23 protein-coding genes and 1 pseudogene are annotated in these 21,465 nt (G+C 48.1%); 16 read left to right on the top strand and 8 right to left on the bottom strand.

Translation table 11 applies throughout. The features are described 5' to 3' along the window. Window positions 1-28 precede the first annotated feature (28 nt). The 9 genes and pseudogenes from fucP to ACKTR5_RS02580 all read left to right on the top strand — a co-directional run bounded on the left by fucP (window position 29) and on the right by ACKTR5_RS02580 (window position 9,547). Window positions 29-1,399: an L-fucose:H+ symporter permease gene (gene fucP, locus ACKTR5_RS02620; RefSeq protein ID WP_407878932.1), complete on the top strand. Its 1,371-nt coding sequence runs from the start codon at window positions 29-31 to the stop codon at window positions 1,397-1,399. A gap of 88 nt (window positions 1,400-1,487) precedes the next feature. After that, a complete protein-coding gene (gene rbsK / locus ACKTR5_RS02615; protein ID WP_407878931.1) occupies window positions 1,488-2,408 on the top strand; it encodes a ribokinase in 921 nt (306 codons plus the stop codon). Window positions 2,409-2,839: 431 nt separating this feature from the next. Next, the gene (gene rbsD / locus ACKTR5_RS02610; protein WP_407878930.1) at window positions 2,840-3,235 is read left to right on the top strand and encodes a D-ribose pyranase; all 396 of its coding nucleotides are present in this window, start codon (window positions 2,840-2,842) and stop codon (window positions 3,233-3,235) included. Window positions 3,236-3,253: 18 nt separating this feature from the next. Continuing rightward, complete coding sequence (locus ACKTR5_RS02605; RefSeq protein ID WP_407878929.1) at window positions 3,254-4,738, top strand: sugar ABC transporter ATP-binding protein; 1,485 nt, start codon at window positions 3,254-3,256, stop codon at window positions 4,736-4,738. Further along, on the top strand, window positions 4,738-5,709 hold the full coding sequence (locus tag ACKTR5_RS02600) for an ABC transporter permease (protein ID WP_407878928.1): 972 nt from the start codon (window positions 4,738-4,740) through the stop codon (window positions 5,707-5,709). Before ACKTR5_RS02605 ends, ACKTR5_RS02600 begins: the two co-directional genes overlap by 1 nt. 13 nt (window positions 5,710-5,722) lie before the next feature. Further along, entirely contained in the window at window positions 5,723-6,682 is a 960-nt protein-coding gene (locus tag ACKTR5_RS02595) for a substrate-binding domain-containing protein (RefSeq protein ID WP_407878927.1), read from the top strand. Between the two features lie 337 nt (window positions 6,683-7,019). After that, window positions 7,020-8,372: an MFS transporter gene (locus ACKTR5_RS02590; protein WP_407878925.1), complete on the top strand. Its 1,353-nt coding sequence runs from the start codon at window positions 7,020-7,022 to the stop codon at window positions 8,370-8,372. Between the two features lies 1 nt (window position 8,373). Further along, a complete protein-coding gene (locus ACKTR5_RS02585) occupies window positions 8,374-8,817 on the top strand; it encodes a MarR family winged helix-turn-helix transcriptional regulator (RefSeq protein ID WP_407878923.1) in 444 nt (147 codons plus the stop codon). Between the two features lie 80 nt (window positions 8,818-8,897). After that, window positions 8,898-9,547 (top strand): annotated as a pseudogene (locus tag ACKTR5_RS02580) (NAD(P)H-binding protein). Window positions 9,548-9,632: 85 nt separating this feature from the next. Here the strand turns inward: ACKTR5_RS02580 and ACKTR5_RS02575 are convergent. From ACKTR5_RS02575 to amaP, 5 genes are all read right to left on the bottom strand, one after another. Continuing rightward, window positions 9,633-11,219, bottom strand: a complete 1,587-nt coding sequence (locus ACKTR5_RS02575) for a cation:proton antiporter (protein ID WP_407878922.1) — start codon at window positions 11,217-11,219, stop codon at window positions 9,633-9,635. Between the two features lie 247 nt (window positions 11,220-11,466). Beyond that, complete coding sequence (locus ACKTR5_RS02570; RefSeq protein ID WP_407878921.1) at window positions 11,467-11,859, bottom strand: Asp23/Gls24 family envelope stress response protein; 393 nt, start codon at window positions 11,857-11,859, stop codon at window positions 11,467-11,469. A 43-nt stretch (window positions 11,860-11,902) separates the two neighbouring features. Then, the gene (locus ACKTR5_RS02565; protein ID WP_407878920.1) at window positions 11,903-12,337 is read right to left on the bottom strand and encodes an Asp23/Gls24 family envelope stress response protein; all 435 of its coding nucleotides are present in this window, start codon (window positions 12,335-12,337) and stop codon (window positions 11,903-11,905) included. A gap of 29 nt (window positions 12,338-12,366) precedes the next feature. Then, entirely contained in the window at window positions 12,367-12,549 is a 183-nt protein-coding gene (locus ACKTR5_RS02560; protein WP_407878919.1) for a DUF2273 domain-containing protein, read from the bottom strand. An 18-nt stretch (window positions 12,550-12,567) separates the two neighbouring features. Further along, window positions 12,568-13,125, bottom strand: a complete 558-nt coding sequence (gene amaP / locus ACKTR5_RS02555; RefSeq protein ID WP_407878918.1) for an alkaline shock response membrane anchor protein AmaP — start codon at window positions 13,123-13,125, stop codon at window positions 12,568-12,570. A gap of 253 nt (window positions 13,126-13,378) precedes the next feature. Here amaP and ACKTR5_RS02550 point away from each other — a divergent pair, with 253 nt between their 5' ends. After that, window positions 13,379-13,828 carry a flavodoxin gene (locus tag ACKTR5_RS02550; RefSeq protein ID WP_407878917.1) on the top strand — a complete coding sequence of 150 codons (450 nt, stop codon included), beginning with the start codon at window positions 13,379-13,381 and terminating at the stop codon, window positions 13,826-13,828. 52 nt (window positions 13,829-13,880) lie between these two features. Here the strand turns inward: ACKTR5_RS02550 and ACKTR5_RS02545 are convergent, their stop codons facing one another. Then, window positions 13,881-14,435 carry a TetR/AcrR family transcriptional regulator gene (locus ACKTR5_RS02545; protein ID WP_407878916.1) on the bottom strand — a complete coding sequence of 185 codons (555 nt, stop codon included), beginning with the start codon at window positions 14,433-14,435 and terminating at the stop codon, window positions 13,881-13,883. 132 nt (window positions 14,436-14,567) lie between these two features. On the opposite strand from ACKTR5_RS02545, the gene ACKTR5_RS02540 reads away from it, so the two are divergent. Continuing rightward, complete coding sequence (locus ACKTR5_RS02540) at window positions 14,568-15,356, top strand: SDR family oxidoreductase (RefSeq protein WP_407878915.1); 789 nt, start codon at window positions 14,568-14,570, stop codon at window positions 15,354-15,356. Window positions 15,357-15,418: 62 nt separating this feature from the next. On the opposite strand, the gene ACKTR5_RS02535 is transcribed toward ACKTR5_RS02540, so the two are convergent. Together ACKTR5_RS02535 and ACKTR5_RS02530 are read right to left on the bottom strand one after the other, a co-directional pair. Then, window positions 15,419-15,967, bottom strand: a complete 549-nt coding sequence (locus tag ACKTR5_RS02535; protein ID WP_407878913.1) for a histidine phosphatase family protein — start codon at window positions 15,965-15,967, stop codon at window positions 15,419-15,421. A gap of 4 nt (window positions 15,968-15,971) precedes the next feature. Then, a complete protein-coding gene (locus ACKTR5_RS02530; RefSeq protein WP_407878911.1) occupies window positions 15,972-16,541 on the bottom strand; it encodes a cob(I)yrinic acid a,c-diamide adenosyltransferase in 570 nt (189 codons plus the stop codon). 314 nt (window positions 16,542-16,855) lie between these two features. On the opposite strand from ACKTR5_RS02530, the gene ACKTR5_RS02525 reads away from it, so the two are divergent. Genes ACKTR5_RS02525 through ACKTR5_RS02505 form a run of 5 tightly spaced genes read left to right on the top strand, consistent with a single transcriptional unit; the run spans window position 16,856 to window position 21,461 of the window. Continuing rightward, window positions 16,856-17,380: an ECF transporter S component gene (locus tag ACKTR5_RS02525; RefSeq protein WP_407878909.1), complete on the top strand. Its 525-nt coding sequence runs from the start codon at window positions 16,856-16,858 to the stop codon at window positions 17,378-17,380. Next, window positions 17,377-18,474 (top strand): threonine-phosphate decarboxylase CobD, encoded by a 1,098-nt coding sequence (cobD, locus tag ACKTR5_RS02520; protein ID WP_407878907.1) that lies wholly within the window; start codon window positions 17,377-17,379, stop codon window positions 18,472-18,474. Before ACKTR5_RS02525 ends, cobD begins: the two co-directional genes overlap by 4 nt. After that, entirely contained in the window at window positions 18,471-19,838 is a 1,368-nt protein-coding gene (locus tag ACKTR5_RS02515) for a cobyrinate a,c-diamide synthase (RefSeq protein ID WP_407878906.1), read from the top strand. The genes cobD and ACKTR5_RS02515 overlap by 4 nt, the downstream gene beginning before the upstream one ends. Further along, window positions 19,828-20,790, top strand: a complete 963-nt coding sequence (gene cbiB / locus ACKTR5_RS02510) for an adenosylcobinamide-phosphate synthase CbiB (RefSeq protein ID WP_407878904.1) — start codon at window positions 19,828-19,830, stop codon at window positions 20,788-20,790. The genes ACKTR5_RS02515 and cbiB overlap by 11 nt, the downstream gene beginning before the upstream one ends. 29 nt (window positions 20,791-20,819) lie before the next feature. After that, a complete protein-coding gene (locus tag ACKTR5_RS02505) occupies window positions 20,820-21,461 on the top strand; it encodes a cobalt-precorrin-8 methylmutase (RefSeq protein ID WP_407878903.1) in 642 nt (213 codons plus the stop codon). The last annotated feature ends 4 nt before the right edge of the window (window positions 21,462-21,465 follow it).

Here is a 21,465-nt window from a genome sequence, read left to right as displayed (position 1 = left end):
ACATTAAGAGAGAATACAGGAGTTTATCATGGAACAGACAGCGAAACGCAATCCCGTCGAGCAGTTATCGGACGGCTACCTATCTAAGACACCGATTTTCACATTTTTATTGGTTTCACTGATTTTTCCGCTGTGGGGTGCAGCAGCCAGTTTAAATGATATTTTGATCACCCAGTTTAAAACGGTGTTCCAATTGAACGATTTAGCCACGGCCTTTGTTCAAAGTGCCTTTTACGGTGGTTACTTTTTGATTGCCATCCCAGCGTCACTTGTCATTAAAAAGAATTCATACAAGTTTGCCATTATGACGGGATTATTGGCCTACATCGTTGGGTGTGGAATGTTCTTCCCAGCGTCTCACATGGCGACATACAGCATGTTCTTAGTTGCCATTTTTGCGATTGCGATCGGGTTAAGTTTCTTGGAAACAGCGTGTGACACGTATTCGTCAATGCTCGGACCGAAGAAGACGGCCAACGCGCGGTTAAACTTTTCACAAACGTTGGTCCCACTTGGTGACATGCTGGGGATCGTTTTAGGAAAGTACCTGATCTTTGGGAACGGCGGTAACTTATCGGATAAGATGGCCCATATGGCACCAGCTGCTCGCCAAGCTTATGGTGAAAAGATGTTGCAATTAACGTTGCAACCATACAAGTACATTCTTGGTGTATTGTTGATCATCTTTGTTATCATTGCGTTTACCAAGATGCCAAGTGCAAAGGCCACAACGGCACCAGCTGCCGAAGTGACGGATGAAGCGGACGCTAAGGCTGCGGAAGAAATGGTGACACTTGGTGAAACACTGAAGTACCTTGCCCACAACCGGCGCTACCAACGCGGGGTTATGGCCCAGTTCTTCTACGTGGGGATGCAGACGACGGTTTGGTCATTTACCATTCGGTTGGCACTGAACTTGAACCACTCCATTAGTGATTCTGCCGCATCAACGTTCATGATTTTCAGTTATGCAATGTGGTTCTTTGGAAAAGTGGTTGCCAACTGGTTGATGAACCGGTTCTCAATCACGCGTGTCCTGACGATCTACTCACTGTTGGGGACAATTTCATTATTGGCAACGTTCTTGATTCCAAACATGACGGCCGTTTACACCGCCATCCTTGCAAGTTTCTTCTTCGGGCCAGAATGGCCAACAATTTATGCCCACACGTTGGACACTGTGACAGAAAAGAAGTACACGGAAACAGCTGGTGCCGTGTTGGTTATGGCCATTATTGGTGGTGCCGTTATGCCACTGTTACAAGGGGCCGTTTCAGATTTGACTACGATGCAATTTTCATTCATCGTTCCAGTGATTTGTTTTGTAATCGTAACGGGGTACTTCTTCTTTGAACACCGTTACGAGGTGGCACATCCAGAAACAGTCGCTGAACATTAAAAAGTTAAACCGATTATCTGATTTTATGGTAAATTGGTTCTAGACGAATTTAAACACATTCATTATTCAATCGTTAAAGGGGACAAATATGGCTAATAAAGTTGTTGTTTTGGGGAGTTTGAACGTGGATTCCATTCTGCGGATTGCACGGTTACCATTACCTGGTGAAACCATGGAAATGAACGATAAGAGTTCTGCACCTGGTGGGAAGGGTGCTAACCAAGCGGTTGCTGCTGCTCGTGCCGGTGCTGACACAGCCTTCATTGGTAAGGTTGGGGCCGATGACGCTGCTGAAGTGTTACGTGATGCCTTAGAAGCAGACGGAATCAGCACGAAGCATGTCACAACGGATGAAAACCGTGGTTCTGGTCAGGCATTTATCCTGTTGCAAGAAAGCGGTCAAAACTCGATCTTGGTCTATGGTGGATCAAACCAAGGCTTAACAACGGCTGATGTTGACGCTGCTAAAGATGTCATCAAAGACGCTGACTTCCTGATTGCACAATTTGAAACACCAATTGAAACAACGACATACGCGTTCGAATATGCGCAGTCAGTTGGTGTAACAACTATTTTGAACCCAGCACCAGCCATTCCAACGTTACCAGCAGACTTGCTGAGAGCAACGGACATGGTGTGCCCAAACGAAACGGAAGCCGCAACGATTACAGGAATCGAAGTGACGGACACAACGTCCATGATTTTGAACGCTGCTAAGTTTGCTCAAATGGGTGTTAAGGAACTGATCATCACGGTCGGTTCACGTGGTGCATTCTACGCAAACCAAATGGGAAGTGGCTTCGTGGATGCGTTCAAGGTTAAGGCTGTGGATACAACGGCAGCTGGGGACACATTCTTGGGTGCCTTGAGCTCCCAACTGAAGACAGACTTCAGTAACATGCGAGAAGCAATTACGTTTGCAAACCACGCATCATCATTGACGGTGCAACGCTTGGGTGCACAACCATCAATTCCACAGTTGGCTGAAATCAAGGCCGAATACAAATAAGAGAGCGAAACGAGACGCGTTTAGGCTCCCTCATCTAACGCAAAGCAGGCCCTCATGGACGATTTTTGTCCATGAGGGCCTGCTTTGCGTTAGATGAGTCGAAGCCTGCGTCTCGTTTCGCGTTTTCACCAGAATAAAAGTTGTGACAGACGATTTTTGTCCATGAGGGCCTGCTTTGCGTTAGATGAGTCGAAGCCTGCGTCTCGTTTCGCGTTTTCACCAGCTGAAAAGAGTTAGCGGCAGACTGTTTAACTTGTTTAATGATTATTGCGTTTAGCGGAATCTAATAGTTAAACGAACAAAATTGTTTCAATCATTATTGAAACCGGTTTCAAAAATTGCTATCCTACTAGAGGAGGGAGATTGTAAAGCGTTTTACTTTATGATTTTTCACGCATAAATCTATGGAGAAGGGCAGGTTAGCGTTTCTGATGAAAAAGACAACGGTAATCAATTCAGATTTATCCCGGGTGATCGCACAAATGGGTCACTTTGACACACTTGGTGTGGGCGATGCAGGGATGCCGGTTCCGATGGGGACCGAGAAGATCGACCTGGCGGTAAGCCGTCAGTTGCCAAGTTTCATCGATGTTTTAGCAAACATTGTGAGCGAATTACAGGTTCAGCGCATTTATTTAGCGGAGGAGATGAAGGTTCAAAATCCTGAACAACTCACCGCGGTTAAGCAATTATTACCTGATGTTGACGTTGTGTTCATCCCACATGAACAGATGAAAGCTGATTTAAGTAAGACACATGCGTTTGTTCGAACAGGCGAAATGACGCCGTATTCAAACGTGATTTTGGAGAGTGGCGTCACATTCTAGCGAAGGGGGCAAACACACATGGAGATTGACATGCAGCACATTTCAAAATCCTTTGGCCAAAACGTCGTCTTAAAGGACGTTAACTTTTCGGTCAAGGGCGGTGAAGTGCACGCGTTAATGGGTGAAAACGGGGCCGGAAAGTCAACGATGATGAATATTCTGACCGGATTATTAACGCCCAATGGTGGTGACATTCTGGTTGACGGACAACCCACACACTTTAACAATGCGCTAGAGGCGGAACAACACGGAATTAGTTTTATCCATCAAGAAATGAACAACTTTGTGGAGATGCCTGTTCTGGACAACATGTTCTTGAACAAGGAGTTGAAGACCCGCTGGGGCTTTATTGATAACGATAAAATGAAAGCGCTTGCCGAAACGGCATTGGAACGGCTAAACATTAAGATCGATCTGAGCCAGCCAATCGGCAATCTGTCTGTGGGTCAACAACAGATGATTGAAATTGCGAAGTCATTAATGACAAACGCTAAAATTATCATCATGGACGAACCCACGGCGGCCTTAACGGCAACAGAAATTCAGAGTTTGTTTGAAGTGGTGCGTTCCCTAAAGGCACAGGGTGTTGGGATCATTTATATCTCTCACCGAATGGAAGAACTGTTTGAAATTGCCGATCGTGTGACCGTTATGCGGGATGGTTTGACCATTAATACGTATGAAACACAGGCCACGACCGTTCAGCAAATTGTGCATGACATGGTTGGTCGGGACATGGGTGACTTTTATCCAGACAGAACGCCAAAATTTGGTGAACCGCTGATGGAAGTCAAAAACTTGTCTCGTGCCGGTGTCTTTCATGACATTAGCTTTTCTGTTCGTGCCGGTGAAGTTTTAGCCTTTTCAGGGTTGATGGGTGCAGGTCGCACGGAAATCATGCGGGCCATCTTCGGAATCGACAAGCTTGATGAGGGCACGATCATGATTCATGGTGAAGCGGTGCACATCAGCAATCCGAGTGATGCCATCAGTCATAACATCGGTTTTCTGACGGAAGATCGAAAGTCTGAGGGTCTGATTCTTGATAACACGATTGCAGATAACATTGACCTGCCAAGTATTGATGGGTTTACCAAACATGGTTTGATCGATACAAAAGCGGATCGTGATTTTGTGGAAATGCTGATGAAACGGTTAACGGTTAAAGCAACCAGTGCGGATGCCGAGGCGGGGAGTTTATCCGGTGGGAATCAGCAGAAGGTTGTTTTGGCCAAGTGGGTTGGTTCTGGATCACAGGTATTGATCCTGGATGAACCAACGCGTGGGGTCGATGTTGGGGCCAAACGGGAAATTTACGATTTGATGAACGAACTGACGGATCGCGGCACGGCCATTATCATGGTTTCCAGTGATCTTGACGAAGTTCTCGGCTTTTCAGATAACATTGCCGTTGTGTATGAAGGGCAGTTGATGGACATCGTACCAACAAAGACGGCAACCCAAGAGAGTATCTTGACGTTAGCTACGGGAGGGAAACACTAATGGAGAACCAAACGGAAACGAAACATAAATTCAATTTTGGCGAGTTTTACGCAAAGTTAGGCCCGCTGGTTGCGTTAGTTATTTTGGTTGTTTTAGTGTCAATTTTAAACTTTTCATTCTTAGATCCACTGAACTTACTGAACTTATTACGCCAAGTTTCGATTAATGCCCTAATTGCCTTCGGGATGGAATTTGTTATTTTAACGGGTGGGATTGATTTATCCGTTGGGTCTATTTTGGCACTGAGCGGTGCCTTTACTGCACAACTTGTTTTGATGGGCGTTCCACCATTCTTTGCCTTCCTGATCGGGATGGTTACTGGGGGAATCTTTGGGGCTTTAAACGGGGTTCTGATTGCTTACGGAAAGGCAGCCCCATTTATCGCAACGTTAGCAACCCAGACGATTTTCCGTGGTGCAACCTACGTCTTCACCAAGGGGAACCCAATCACGGGTGCCAAGATGAGCAACAACTTTAGCTTCCAATTCTTCGGCCAGGGGTATCTCTTTGGAATTCCGTTCCCAGTTTACATCATGGTTCTGTTCTACATTCTCGCCTACGTTTTACTTCACCGGACAACGTTTGGTCGGAAAACATACGCTTTGGGTGGGAACCCACGGGCAGCATTTGTTGCTGGGGTTAAGAATAATAAAATGATTATCTGGATCTACACCTTAGCTGGTTTTCTTTCTGCGACTGCCGGGATGATTTTGACATCACGGTTAGCGTCTGCACAACCAGATGCCGGGGTTGCCTATGAAATGGACGCCATTGCCGCCGTTGTCCTAGGGGGCACGAGTCTAGCCGGTGGTAAAGGGAAGATGTTTGGGACATTAATTGGTGCCTTGATTATCGGTGTCTTGAATAACGGGATGAACTTGCTCGGAATTTCCAGTTTCTATCAACAGATCGTTAAGGGGATCGTGATTCTGGTTGCCGTCCTGTTAGATCGTAAACAGGCCAAGGCCTAAAGGGGGAAGTATCATGAAGCATAATCGTCGTTATGTCTTAAGTTTAGTGGCATTATTCGTCTTATGTACGGTAATTCTGACTGGTTGCAAGGCTGTTTCGTTAACACCACCTTCATTTGGTAACAAGGAAACCACCAAAAAGTCCAAGAACCAGTTAAAGGTTGGGGTTTCACTGTCAACGTTGAGTAACCCATTCTTTGTCTCCGTTCGGGATGGAATCAACGATGTGGCAAAGAAGAACGGTAGTAAAACTGAAGTGTTCGACGCACAAAATGACAGTTCAAAACAGTCTAGTGACGTTGAAGATTTGATCCAAAAGAAGGTTGATGTCATCATCATTAACCCCGTGGATTCTGACGCGATCGCACCGGCTGTGAAGGACGCCAATAATGCTGGGATTCCAGTGATTGCCTGTGACCGGGGCTCAAACGGTGGGAAGCTACTAACGACCGTGGCCTCCGATAACGTGAAGGCCGGAAAGATGGCTGCTGACTACATGATGAGTAAATTACCAGCAGGTGCGCAAGTGGCCGAATTAGAAGGAACACCTGGTGCCGATGCGGCCATTCAACGTGGGCGTGGATTCAATGACGCTGCTAAGGGCAAGCTTAAGATCGTGTCTAAGCAAAGCGCTGACTTTGACCGGGCGAAGGGCTTATCTACAATGGAAAACATCCTTCAGGCCCATTCATCCATTCAGGGGGTCTTCTCTCAAAACGATGAAATGGCGTTGGGGGCTGTGAAAGCCATCAATAATCCAAACCTGATCGTGGTTTCCATTGATGGGGAACCACAAGGCTTAACAGCTGTTAAGCAGGGGAAGATTTCAGGAATTATTGCCCAATCACCAAAGGTTGAAGGGGAACTGGCCATTAAGGCGGCCTATAAGCATTACGAGGGTAAGACGGTACCAAAACACATTGATTCACCAATCCACTTGGTAACAAAGGAAAACGTGAATAAACAAAAGTAGAGCGAAACCGCATGCGGTTAGGTCTGCTCAGGTAACAGAAATAGCGCCCCATGGACAGCACCTCGTCCATGGGGCGCTATTTCTGTTAGATGAGACGGGGCCTGCATGCGGTTTCGCGTTTGCGTCAGCAAAAGTAAGTAGCATCGCATGGACAAGTGGTAGCCCCATGGACAGCACTTCGTCCATGGGGCGCTATTTCTGTTAGATGAGACGGGACCTGCATGCGGTTTCGCGTTTGCGCAGCAAAAGCAAGTGGCAATGATTACGGAAAAGGTTTGACTTTAAATGCAACTGCATGTAATATAAATGCACTTGCATTTATTAAGGAGAAGATTGAATGAGTAACTCAAAACGATTATTTGTTTCTGCACTATTCCTGTTGACCGGGTTTATGGTGCTTTTGAATCAGACCATGATGGTGACCGCGCTACCGATTATGGCAAAGACACTGCATGTGTCACTGCAAAGTGCGCAGTGGTTAACATCTGGTTACGTACTGGTAATTGGTCTGGTGACGCCGGTATCAGCAACATTGCTGAGCCGGTTTTCAAGTCGGAAATTGTACCTAGCAATGGTTACGGTCTTTATCATTGGAACGCTGCTAGGGCCACTGACAAATCAATTTAGCATCATTTTGCTGGCCCGGTTGATCCAGGCCACTGCTGGTGGGATTTTGATGACGTTTGTGATGGTTAGCATGATGGAAATGTACCCGGCAAATCAACGTGGTGTCGTAATGGGGTATGTTGCGCTAGTGATTGCGGCTGGACCAGCATTGGGACCAACGTTGTCTGGACTTTTAATGAGTGTGTTTCCGTGGACCGCGATTTTTTGGCTTGTGTTGCCAATTATGGTAGTGATTTTCGTGGTGTCCCTAATGGTCGTCCCAGAAATATCGCCGGCAGAGCCCAATGTGCACATTGATTTACGCTCCGTTGTGACCTCCATTGTTGGAGTCGGGTTAATCATGAGCAGTTTAACCGAATTTTCGCAAAATGTGCCGGTTGCGAGTGTGATGCTTGTCGTGGGGTTGATCGCAACAGGGGACTTTTTACACCGTCAGTTAACGTTGACAACACCATTATTAGACATTCGGTTGTTTAAACACATGCGGTTTACAACCATGATGCTTGCTGCCCTGCTGGCGTTTGCCGTGCTAATGGGCACCGAAACATTGATGCCGGTGTATATTGAAACTGGCATGGGTCGGACCAGTTTAGTGGCCGGTTTACTGATGTTTCCTGGGGCGATTGTCAACGCGGTGGCCTCACCATTTGTTGGCCGGATCTATGATGGGCGGGGTGCCCGTGGGTTGCTGATCAGCGGCCTAATCATTTTACTGGTTTCAGCAGTACCGTTTTTGTTCATGACGAAAACGTCAAACATTATTTTTGTGATGATCGTGTACGTTGTGCGGATGCTCGGCGTTTCGATTTTCATGGCTGTTACACTTACAGAAGCATTGGTGGGGTTGAAGGCCACGGAATTGAACTACGGGACGGCGTTTAACAACACACTTCGCCAGGTCGGCGGATCAGCGACAGCCACCATTTTAATGATGGTGGTTTCTACGGCGGCCACCACCATTCACGGCTTCCAACTATCCATGTGGGTCACATTAGGGTTGATCCTTCTGTTGACAGTCGTCACTGGTTATTACCTCGTTAAGAGTCAAAAGGTGGGTGCTTAACATGCAGGACATGGAACGACTCGGGAAATGGATTGCGATGTACAACCGGACAATTCAAAACTGGTTGGCGACGGCGCTCAAGGACTTTCCTGAATTAAACGAAACGAACTTTGACTATGTTTTGATTGTTCATGATCATCCGGGGATCTCACAAAAAGAACTGATCAACGAAGTGTACCGGGAGCAAAGCATCATTGCAAAGTCCGTCAAATATCTGGTGAGTTCTGGTTGGTTGCGGATGGAAAAAGATCCCAACGATCACCGGATTTCACGGCTGTACAGCACGGAAAAAGGGGAGGCCGCCAATGCCCAGTTAAAAGCGCTCGCACTGCAAGCCGATCAGTTTGCCGTGACGGGCCTGACGGAAACGGAGACTCGTGAGCTTCAACGGTTGGTTCAAAAGGGTTTACGAACGGTGATGGCATTGAAAGCACCGGGTGAATAAGTGTTAGTTATGTGTTGACTTAGAGTGCCCTCTAAGGTGTACAGTGGCCTTATCAAATGACTAATGGAGGGCATCAACTAATGAAATTACTCGTTTTAGCAGCAAATGGTCAGGTCGCACGCATCGTTATCCAGCGAATTCTAGCGGAACCCGCGTTTGCGGACGTTCAGTTAACACTTGAGCTTCGAAATCATGAGCGACTTGCGGAACTTGCAACAAACGACCGGGTGACCGTGGCTGAAGTTGACTTAGAAGACGCAGCTTCTGTTGCCGCTGTTATGGCGGGGCAGGACATGGTTTACATTGGGGTTGTTGATCATGATGATAACAACGCCATCACTAAGAATGTCGTGGCCGCAATGAAGGCCGCTGGTGTTAGTCGACTGATTTCAACCAGTTTACTTGGGCTTTACAATGAAGTGCCGGGTGAATTTGGTCGGTGGAACAGCGAACGGGTCGGCGGTGCTATGGCTGGTGCCATTAAGGCCGACCAACTTTTGGAAAATAGTGGCGTGACCTACACAACGTTGCGCTTACCGTGGTTGAACGATCGTGATGAAGTGAAGTATGTTCTCACGCACCGGCATGACCAATACATTGGTGTTTCTGGTTCCCGGCAGAGTGTTGCCGATGTTGTTTTACGAATCGTCGCTGACCCAACGTTTGGGCGAATGATAGTTTAGGGATGGCTGATCCTGATACCCAGGGGTTAGACCGGCCAGTATATTAAGTGAGCGTCAAAAAGGTGCTGATGGACAACGACTTGTTGTCCATCAGCACCTTTTTGAATTGACGTAAACGCGCTTTATTTCGCTCTAAATTAACTGGTTATGGGGATCTAACACCAGTGATTCTGCCAGTAAGACTTCACTAAAGAGGTCGTACACGATGTCTGAGTCCACGACGCCGCGCCGGGCTAAATCATGAAGGTAGTTTTGCTCCGCAGTGAACGCTGTCATGGCCGCCCGACGCTGCTCAACACTCTGCATGGTGGTGAGGACGCGGTGGTCGGCTGCAATTGTCCGCCACTGACGAACAAAGGACCACACGGTATTATGGCGATCCTGATCCTTTAAGTCATAAATCACCAGGTCCTTTACATCTTGCGGTAGATCCATGCCGGTGACCGTTTTGACACCAATGATGGTTAACTGATGCCGGAGCTGATTCATCTGGCGGGTACGGGTTTTCGCTGTTTGATCTGCCGGGAGCCACCAGTGGAAGATGAGGGTTGGCAGGAGCATGCTGAGAATGATAACGACCGTTTCAATCAGAATAATTTGGTTAAACGTGGTTTCGCTGAGGTGGTTGCCTAATAATGAAAAGGTCATGGCTAACGTGACGGTGCCGTGAACACCACCAAGGGCAAACAGGGTGGCGTCACGGGTGGGTTGCTGGTGAATGAACCACCGCGCGTACACGAACCGGCATAAAAAGAGCCCAAGGTAGGCCACCAATCCGCTGACTAACCAAGTGAATGAGCCGGTTACGACCGCGTAATGGTCACGGAAAATTCGAACTAAGTTTAATCCGAGGGTCACGAAGACAAAGCCATTTAATAATTCGGAGAAAAAGAGCACCATTTGAATCCCAAAGTGCATTTGGCGTGGCGCGGTAAACCGGCTCCGGTTAGCCTCACTATTATTGACGAGGCCGGCGGTGACGACGGCGATGATGCCTGATACGCCCAGCGCTTCGGCCACTGCATAGATGATAAACGGACTTAGCAAGTAGAGGGCATTTTGTGAGGTGATGTTATTCACGCTGGTCCGCACCAGCCACTGCCGAAACAGGGTGAACAACCCGGCAACCACGTTACCAACGATGAGGCCACCAATTGCAGAAATTAGCAGGGCACCACTGTTAGCCAGGAGGTTGAGGTGACCGCTTTGGTACCACAATAAACCAGCCTGAAGCAAAATGATCCCGGTGGCGTCGTTAAACATGGACTCCATCTTGAGGGTGTTGTTAATGGATTCCGGAAACTGGCGGCCAGTTGTGACCGATTCTAACGCGGTAGCGTCAGTTGGTGTGCTAATGGCCACGATAATGAGGGCGAGCGGTAGCGCCAGACCGATCAGGCTGTGCATAATGATGGTTGTAACGATGGCGGAAGCCAATGCTAACAACCCGGCGGTGCCGAGAATGCTGACCAGCCGGTCACGAACCATCACGACCGTTGTCCGTTGGCCCTCAAAGAAGAGCAGCGGTGCCAACACGACGATCATAAAAACGTCGTTGTCGAAGTTCGGAACAAGGTGGTTAGTGATCGGAAATAGGGCCAAAATCATGCCCATGAGGATGTTAACGTAGGCGTTGGAAATTTGTGGTATCAACTGCGCGATGATGTTCGCAATCGCAACAGTCAGCACAATGGTGAGGGTGGAAATGAATAGAGTCATGAGGCGCTCCCTTACGGTTTAATGATTAAGTAAAGCGTACCATAAATCCGTTTATCAAAGGAATTTAAGGGCGATGAATTGACCATCATTTGAAACCGAAGTAATCACTATTGATAATTTTAATTATGTAAACTAGAGTGATAGGATAATTTAATTGGTGAGGAGAGCGGGTGCGGCTGCACACAAAAAGTGCATTAGAAAACGGCTGATTGCCTGAAGGTCAAAATCAGCCGTGGTTAAACGGAGCCTATTTCTTGGATTGATCGTCATTTTGCTGAGCACGCCATTCATCAGCTGTTAGAAGATCTTTAACGTGAAACTTGATCGAAGTGACTGTATAACCAGTCATGGCGCGAACAGCCGCGGTGATTTTCCGAGTGATCTTATCAAAGATGTCATTGGCGTCCTTACCGTATTCAAGCGTTCCTTCGAGCTCCAGTTCGACCGTTTGTTTGTCTTCATCAATGTCCGCTGAGACACCTTGGCCGGGATTAGTAACACCGAATTGGTTCGAGAGGCTATCGAAAATTGTCCCGGTTAATTCTAAAACACCGTCGACTTCCTGGGCAGTTTTGCCAGCAATTTTTTCTAACACGTCGTTATTAAAAATAATTTCCTTTTTTGTGACAGCTTCAGCCATTGTAAATGTCCTCCATTCTTGATGTCATTATGCTAATAAGCGGTTACTCAACGTCCTTTGTTTCAGTTGAATGTGATGAATTTGGTTTGCCCTTGGCCTGATTTTGCCAGTCGCGTTTACTCATAACGTCATTAATTCGAAGGTTCAACTCAACAACGTCTAATCCGGTAAAGTTCTTGATGTCACGGACGACGCGCTCAGTGACCTGTTCGAACAGGTGACGAATATCTTGGCCGTATTCAACGGTTGCGTGCATATCAAGGGCGACTTGTTTTTTGCCAACTTCTGCTTCAATCCCTTGGGTTGGATCGGCTTGGTTACGAAAACGATCTGTGATGCCACTTAACATGCCACCATCTAGTGATAGAACCCCGTCGACATTGCGAGCCGCTAATCCAGCAATTTTTTCGATGACACCGTCGTCGTAGCTTAACTCGTTTTTTAACTGTACTTTAGTTGTTTTTTCACTGTTTTCCATTATCAAATGACCTCCATAACAAAACTGACCTAACTAGATAAAAACTGATTGATTTTTTGTTTGATGTGCTTTCGATCAATATGACCATATTGACCAATAAGGCCACCAATGATGGTCAAAATCGCGACGAGAACCATGCTCCAGAATCCGGCAAAGACCCAGACTACACCGAGAATCAAACCAACCACCGCACCAAACATTGACCGTCTCATGACAGATCACTTCCTTTCTTAAATGACGCGGACACCATGTTCACGGGACTTAACAACAGGTTCGATATTGACGTTTCGGTGGCGAAGGGTAAAGCCAAGGTGGGCGTGTAAATACTGTTCGATGATTCCAAGAATGTCAGTCCCGAGAGCTTCAAAATTTTGTGCTTCTAGTGCGGTGGCGACACCATGAACGGTAACGTCTGCGCGTTTGTTATGGTGGATTCGCAAGGTTATGACAACATGACTAATATCAGCAGTGGTTTCAATGCGATACTTTAAGTCGCGTTCAATTGCGGCAACGGGCAGAAAAATGGTGCCATGTTGTTCATGAAACTGGACGGTTGTAACCGTTCGTGGTTTCAGCAGACCAATCAATAAAATGATGAGGCCGATGAGCGTGACAATAACGCCGATCACGATAAGCGTGGTGGCGGTCACCTGCGCATTAAGGGTCAAGCCATCGTGAAGCCAAGTCGAGACGGGCGGTATTGATTGGTTAGTAGTGACCAGGAAAAGACCAGTCAGAATAACGATGATTCCAGCAGTACTTACCACCCATTTTGTTAGCAAGCGCATTAATAAACCTCCTTTCTTTTGATTGCCTAAATCCTAAATGAAAGGGGCCCTGGGATTCCAAAAATATGCTTATTGCTGGCACATAGTTTAAGTGATAAATGGTCAGGTTTTTCAGCTGTTAGTAAAGTGTTCGTGAAGACTGTGACAATACAACGGATAACTGTGATTATTTTGCACGTTTATAAAAAAACAAGTTAAAGAGGATTGTGTGTAGTACGCTTACCTTAACTGAAAAGAAGTGGGGATCGTGAAAATGAAGGCACAAGTTGTGTACGCAACCATTACGGGAAATAACGAAGAAGTAGCTGACATCGTGGTGGATGCACTGCGTGGTAAAAACGTTGAGGTTACGAAGAGTGAAATTTCACAAACGGAGCTAACGGCTTTTGAAAAGGCTGATATTTGTGTTGTGTGTGCTTACACATACGATGAAGGGGCACTGCCTGAAGAAGGATTGGACTTCTTTGATGATTTAAAGGAGGCCGACTTAGCTGGGAAGGTTTACGGGGTCGCGGGTTCTGGTGACGTCTTTTACGGTGATGACTTCAACAAGGCAGTCGATGAGTTTGATGGGGCCTTTGCCCAGAGTGGGGCAACTAAGGGTGCTGAGAACGTTAAAATTGACCTAGAACCGTACGAAGAGGATGTTGAAACACTCCAACAGTTTAGTGACGCCCTGGTTAAGGCGTCAACACAAGGATAATTAAAAAGCGTTCGGTTGAGATCACATGATGATTCAACCGAACGCTTTTCAATTAATCGAGTGCTTGCTTTAATCCTGGTAACATCAATTGCCAGACGCTTTCGAACTGTTCTTGTGTCGAGGGTCCCCAACTGCTTGCGTAAGCTGGGGCAGAAAAGGTCAAAAAGGCGTTCATAACGGCCGTAACGAGGTCGCTCGAAAGCGGCCCAATGGCTTGTTGCAGACTGTCATCAAGGTCGTTTACGTGAATTTGGAGCGCGGCTGGATTCTGATCAATGTAGGTGGTGTAGAGCGCAAACATATCAGGGTCGTCCTCACGCGCGGCCATTTTTTGGCTGGTTAACGTCCAGAGCCAGTCGTGGAGAATCGCCGTCTTGGTGGTGTAGGGCTCGGTGTTGAACGGAAAGAGGGTTACCAACGTTTTGTCTAACCAGGAAAGCGCCAGTGACGTCCACAGGTCTTCCTTATTTTTGAAGTGCTTATAAAGGGCAGCGTGGCTGATGCCTAAGGCCTGACCGACCTTGGTGAGGGTCACCTTTTGAATGCCGTTTTGCTCAACGAGCTGTTGCGCCGTGTCAAGAATGCGCTGTTGACTGATTTTTTCCATTTAGCTGTCCTCGATTGTCGGGATTAAAATTTATTTAGTTACATTTATTGACTTTTGTAACTCGACGGTTTAAAGTATCTCTCAAGTTACAAAACAAATGAAATGTAACCAACTAAAAAAGAGGCCTTTAACATGAAATTAACAAATAACACAATTTTAATTACTGGTGGAACTTCAGGCATTGGCTTGGGCTTGGCACAATCACTTGATCAACTGGGCAATCAGATCATTGTTTTAGCGCGAAATGCGGATAAAATGGCCGCGGTTAAGGCTGTCCACCCAACGTTTGCGACGTTTCAAGCGGATGTGAATGATGTTGAAACACTGAAGGGGTTGCCAGCGTGGATCCAGGGTCATTATCCAGACTTAAACATGGTGATCAACTCGGCTGGTGTCATGCGGGCCCATGATTTACTTGACCCTAACGTGACGGTTGAAGACTTATTTGCCGATATCGACATCAACCTGAAGGGGACGGTTGCGGTAGATAAACTGTTATTACCACAGCTGATTCACCAAAAAGAAAGCCTTGTCGTGAACGTTTCTTCTGGGTTGGCGAACTTGAGCTCAGCCGCTCACCCAACGTACTCGGCATCAAAGGCTGGGGTGCACATGTTTACCTCAGCATTGCGTGATCAGCTCCGGTTTGCACAGCTTGACCATGTGCACGTTATGGAATTGGTGCCACCATTAGTATCTGAAACGAACTTGGAAAGCGGCAGTCATGGTGGCCGTGGTGACATGAAACTGGCTGATTTAGTGCAGGCCGCTCTGAAAGGAATGGCGGGTGATAAGGGCCGTGTTAACGCGGGAGCTGCCAAGATGCTCCGTAAAGCCGGTCAGTTACGACCAGACCAGACGGAATGGCAGTTTGCCAAAACCAGCTTAGCACAGTATTTCCCAGCCGGCTTGGTAAAGTAACGAATAATCATCATAAAAAGCGTCTGAACCCTTGATAAGAAGGGCCTCAGACGCTTTTTGAGTTAAATGGTTACGGTAATCAATTCGAGGTTGTCAATGGGGCGGCTTGGCTGGTGCAAAAGAGTCAGCCACCGCTGGATCACTAAGCCATGTGTTACAACCATCACGTCGCCATCAAATGGGGTGGTCTGAAGTTCCGTTAAGAACGCATTCAGCCGGTGATCAAGATGGTGAAGTGATTCACCGTGGGCGAGCTGTTCATATCCCTGGGCCACATCATGATCGTGAAGGTTCCAGCACGTTGGAAACGTGGTCTTGAGGGTCGTTAAGGGTTGACCATTCCAATCACCGTAGTCGAGTTCTTGAAGCCGATCATCAACAATGCGCGGCACAGCGGCGGGAAGAATGATGGCTGCTGTGTTTTGGGCCCGGGTTAGGGGGCTGATGTAGCAACAAGCAAGGCGCTTTTGCGCCAGAAGTGGCCGCATTTGTTTACAAGCCTGCTGGCCTAGGGAAGTGAGGGCCGTGCGCTCATCATTGACAGTTCCTTGGAGAACGCCGGTAACGTTAGCCACCGTTTGAGCGTGGCGAACAAGGTGGACAGTCACCATACGCTTATTTAAAAACCGGCTTGCTGTTTCTGTAGAGAATGTCTTCTTTCTTTTCAAGCAGATTAGCATACCGGGCAGCAGCAAAGAAATAATCAGACAGGCGGTTAACAAAGATAAGCACATCGGGGTTGATTTCAGCTTCATTTTGCAAAGCAACGATTTCCCGTTCGGCCCGCCGTGTGATGGTCCGTGCCATGTGGAGGTTGGCAGCAGTCTTAGTCCCACCAGGAAGGATAAACTTCTGAACGGGTGGAACGGCTTCTGTATACCGATCAATCAGCGTTTCAAGCCAGACAGTCGCTTTGCCTTCGTGTTCAAAAATGAACGGGTGGCGCGTATCGTCGGCCATCCGGGCAAGGTCGGAGCCTGCGTCAAATAGCAATTGTTGAATTTCCGTTAGTTCATCAGCCAGTGGGGCGGTTGCTTCATTTAGGTCGGCGATGGTCAAGCCAACCCATGAGTTTAATTCATCAATGGTTCCGTAGGCTGCGACACGAATGTCGTCTTTAGTCACAATTTTCTTACCAATGATTCGGGTTTGGCCGTGGTCGCCAGTCTTTGTGTAAATTTTCATCAATTAGTCACATCACTTTCTATGATTAAAGGTGGTTCAAGAAAATCCTCTGAGCACAATGTAACGCTATCCGCGTTGTGATGGGGAAAACTCAGGAAACAATGCAAGAAAATCATAGTTTATGCTCGATGACAAAATGATGCTAATGACCGCTAATTATTGACATTGCCTGGTGATTAGTCGCTGTCTATACTTTTATTGACTTAAACAAATTGCTTGATTAACCGTCACCATATCGTGGCTAGACGTCGTTAGTGAATCGTGTCACGAAAATGGCGGTGATTAGCAAGCTTATGGATGAAAGAAGGACACACATGGGAACTTCACGCGTACTAAAACGGACAATGTTGGCGGCATTATTACTGGCACTTTGTGTCGTGGGCGCCAACGTTAAGATCATGGGCTCCATTGCATTTGATTCGGCACCTGCCTTTTTAGGGGCCATCTTATTAGGACCGTGGTTTGGTGCGTTCCTTGGTTTTTTTGGTCACATGACCTCAGCGCTGTTATCAGGGCTTCCGCTAACCTTGCCGGTTCACTTGATCGTTGCGTGTGGGATGGCCGTTTGTATGTTCGTCTTTGGCTGGATTCGGCAGCGGTTTGGGAAGAGCCGGGTGGGCATCGTGCTTCTCTCTGACCTTGTGGGGTACCTCATTAATGTGCCACTGGAAATTCCGGTGTTATATCCGTTATTAAAGGGCGCAATTTTTGCACTGTTTATTCCGTTAACGCTTGCCACCATCGCAAACCTAATTGTCTGTGAAGTGATTTATGCTGCCCTTCCTAAGCGTCAACGGGACGCAGATTTCTTGCAGGTTCAAACTAAGGTTTCTAAATGAGAACGGGCGAGCACGGCGGGAACGTGGCGGCAGTCAGTGAACAAGCTCATGTTGCCGCGGCCTCATTAATTGACTTTAGTGCCAACATTAATCCGTTAGGGGTGCCAGCACCATTGCTCACTGTCCTTGCTGAGGCGGCGCCGGACTTAACGGCATATCCCGATCCCCGGTACCCAACGTTAACGGCGGCACTCGGCCGGTATCATCACGTCACGCCGCAAGCGGTCTTTCCCAATAACGGTGCGTTAGCAGTGCTTCGTGACGTTGCACTTGCCCTGAAGCCACGGCAGGCCGTAGTGGTGACACCAGGATTTAGTGAATATGAGCGGGTGTTTCAGCTAGTGGGAAGCACGGTGTTGCATTACGCATTAACGGAGCCCACGGGCTTTACGTTATCTGTATCGGCATTGATTTCCTGGCTAGGAGAAAACGTTTTACCTGGTGCAGTCGTGTGTTTAGGAAATCCCAATAATCCCACCGGACAGTTGTTGACCCCAAAGACATTGCGGCCGTTGGTTGATTACTGTCAGGCCCATCAGTTGTGGTTGGCGGTGGATGAGGCGTTTATGGATTTTTTGTTTGATGAGCAACTAAGCTTGCTGAGTCAGCTAACACCGGCAGATCCAGTGGTGATCATTCGGTCGGCCACAAAGTTTTTTGCCATTCCGGGGGTGCGGTTGGGGTACGGCTTGACGCAGAACCCTTTCTTACAGCAACAATTGACAGCGGTTACAGAGACGTGGGCGGTCAACGCTATTGCACAGACAATGGGCAGTAAATTGTACGACCAAACGGCATACATTGCGGAAACGAAATGGTGGTTCAAAACAGAGCAGCCGTGGCTTGGCGCACAGCTTCAGACGCTTCCGGGCGTCACCGTGTTTCCCAGTCGGGTGAACTTCTACCTATTCAAAGCGCCACTGTCTGACTTACAAGAACGGCTGTGGCAACGCGGAATTATGATTCGAAGCTGTGATAATTACCCGGGTTTAGATGACCATTTTTACCGGGTCGCGGTCAAGAATCACGAGTGTAACGACCACTTATTAACGGCGCTTACTGCAACTTTATCAGAAACGGAGGCACTGGCATGAAGGCAGTGTTAATCGCAGGGACAAACAGTGGGTCAGGGAAAACAACGGTGACGCTTGGCCTGCTGAAGGCATTATGTCAACGGGGAACGGTTCAACCGTATAAGGTGGGGCCCGATTACGTTGACACAAAATTTCATACGCGCATTACCGGTCGGGCATCGCGGAATCTGGATGGTTTCTTAACACCAGATGCACAAACCCTGGCTTACCTGTTTACCCAGAATACGACCGCCGTCGACTTTGGCGTGGTTGAAGGGGTGATGGGGCTGTATGACGGCTTGGGCAGTGATAAGGACGCCTGTTCCACCGCTGCCATGGTGAAGCAACTGGACTTACCGGTGATCCTTGTGGTTGATGGGCACGGGATGTCAACGTCGGTTGCCGCGCTGTTATCAGGCTACATTAACTTTGATCTGGCGGTGAGAATTGCCGGGGTCATCATCAATAACGTCATGAGTGAAAGCCACTATCAACTCATTAAAACGGCGATCAACCGGTACTTAACGGTGCCGGTGTTAGGGTACTTACCCCATGATGAAAGTGTGGCGTTACCGTCCCGGCAGCTCGGACTGGTGCCGGATGCAGAAGTGGCCAAAATTGACGACAAGATCAACCGGTTAGCCGACCAGATTACCGCTCACGTTGATTTAGATCAGTTGGTCGAGCTTATGACACCAACACAAACGAACGTTTCGCTCCCGTTTCCGGTTCCTAAAACAACCCTGCGAATCGGGATCGCCCAGGATGAAGCGTTCAACTTCTATTACGCGGACAACCTAGCGTTGCTGCGCCAAAGCGGGGCAACACTTGTCCCGTTTAGTCCACTGCATGATAACAAGCTGCCAGAAGTTGACGTCTTGATGCTTGGGGGTGGCTACCCCGAAGAGTTTGCGGCGGAGCTGGCGAAAAACACCGCCATGCGGACCGCCATTCGCGCCTTTTCAGACGCTGGCCGGCCCATTTACGCCGAGTGTGGTGGGTTGATGTACCTTGGCCGGCAGCTTGTGGTCAATGATGAGTACTTTGACATGGTTGGGGTGTTTCCTGGTACAAGCACGATGACGGCCCGGTTGAAACGCTTTGGGTATTGTTACGCAACCCCAACGACCGCGACCATGCTTGGAAATCCGGGAAGCCAATTGACGGGCCACGAATTTCACCACTCCCAGTTTGAAGCAGACACTGGCTTATCGCAAGTCCTCGCCATGAGCAAAGTTCGTGACGGTGAGGTGGTGGCAGAGTGGTCCGGAGGGTACCAAACAAACGCCACGTTTGCGAGTTATCTGCACGGCCACTTTTACCAAAACAAGACGTTTTATCGGGACCTAATTCGTCAGTGGGAGTCGGCTGCCCATGCGAATTGAGATGATTTTATTGGGGCTTGTTCTGGACTTGATCTTGGGTGATCCCCCGCGGTGGCCCCACCCGGTAAAACTGATTGGTCATCTGATCAGCTGGTGTGAGCGCGCATTCAACCGGCCACGGTTCAGTGACCAGATCAGACGGTGGCTTGGCGTTCTTCTGTGGATCATCGTCGTTTTAGGAACTGCGGCAGTCACCGCTGGTCTTATGTGGCTGACACGTCCGGTCTGGTGGCTCCACTTTTTACTGGGAACCTACATTGCTTACACCTGTTTGTCCGTCAAGGGTCTTGCTCACGAAGGCCGAAAAATTCAACGGTCATTAACAGCCGGAAACTTAGCGGTTGCGAGACAACAGGTTGGTATGATAGTCGGCCGTGACACCGCTGATTTATCAGCAAGTGACGTGACGAAAGCCACCGTTGAAACCATTGCCGAAAATACGAGTGATGGGGTGATTGCGCCACTACTGTGTTTGTTCATTGGCGGCCCCGTTTTGGGGCTGAGTTATAAGGCGGTGAATACGTTGGACTCCATGGTGGGGTACCGGAATGAACAATATGCCGCCATCGGTTGGTGGTCGGCAAAATTGGATGACATTGTGAATCTCATTCCGGCCCGGTTGACGTGGTGTTTTCTGGTGTTAGCCACGTGGCTTTTACGTCTTAATACGCGGGAAGCCATTACCGTTGGCCGCCGCGACCATAACCATCATTTGAGTCCTAACAGCGGGTTTGCAGAGTCAGTGGTGGCCGGTGCGCTAAACGTGCGGTTGGGTGGGCCCCATACCTACTTTGGTGAGCTGGTCGTCAAACCTTACATTGGTGAGGAAACAGCACGCGCCATTACACCCGAAGACATCACGATGACATGCCGATTACTGTACACGGCAACGGCACTGGCAACAATCACGTTAACCGCAATCACCTGGTTGATCACTAGTTTACTGGCTTAACACACACTTAATTAAAGGAGCACGACACAATGGAACATGAGGGCTATAACACGATTCCAAACCAAATCACGGATAAAAGTTTTGTCATGATTCAGGATGAAATTGACCGGTTAGAACCGGATTATCAGTTTAATAATGCGGTGGAGGAAGCCATCATCAAACGGGCCATCCACACCACCGCAGATTTTGACTATCTACATACCCTGGCATTTACAAACGATGTCATTGCAAAGATTCAGCACATTTTGATGCACCACGGTACCATTTTTACGGATACCACCATGGCGTTGGCCGGCATTAATAAACGAAAGCTTGATGCACTGGGTGTTGATTACCATTGTTTCATTGCTGACCCACGGGTCTACGACATTGCGCAAGAAAAGCAGATTACCCGCTCAATGGCAGCCATTGAATTGGCCGCTGAGGTACCTACCGAAAAGTTATTTATCATCGGAAACGCCCCAACAGCCGTTTATAAAATTCTTGAAATGACGGCGGCAAAAACGTTAACCCCAGACGCCGTGATTGGTGTTCCCGTTGGTTTCGTTGAGGCTGCTGAAAGTAAGGACGCCTTGATGCACAGCACGATCCCAGCGATTGTGGCTCAGGGCCGAAAGGGTGGGAGCAACTTAGCTGCCGCACTGACAAACGCCATTTTATATAACCTGTAACCAA

It is taken from the genome of Furfurilactobacillus entadae (assembly GCF_045862745.1).
Lineage (GTDB): Bacteria > Bacillota > Bacilli > Lactobacillales > Lactobacillaceae > Furfurilactobacillus > Furfurilactobacillus entadae.
Note: the sequence above shows the minus strand (reverse complement) of the source record. Positions and strands in the feature narration are given on the sequence as shown.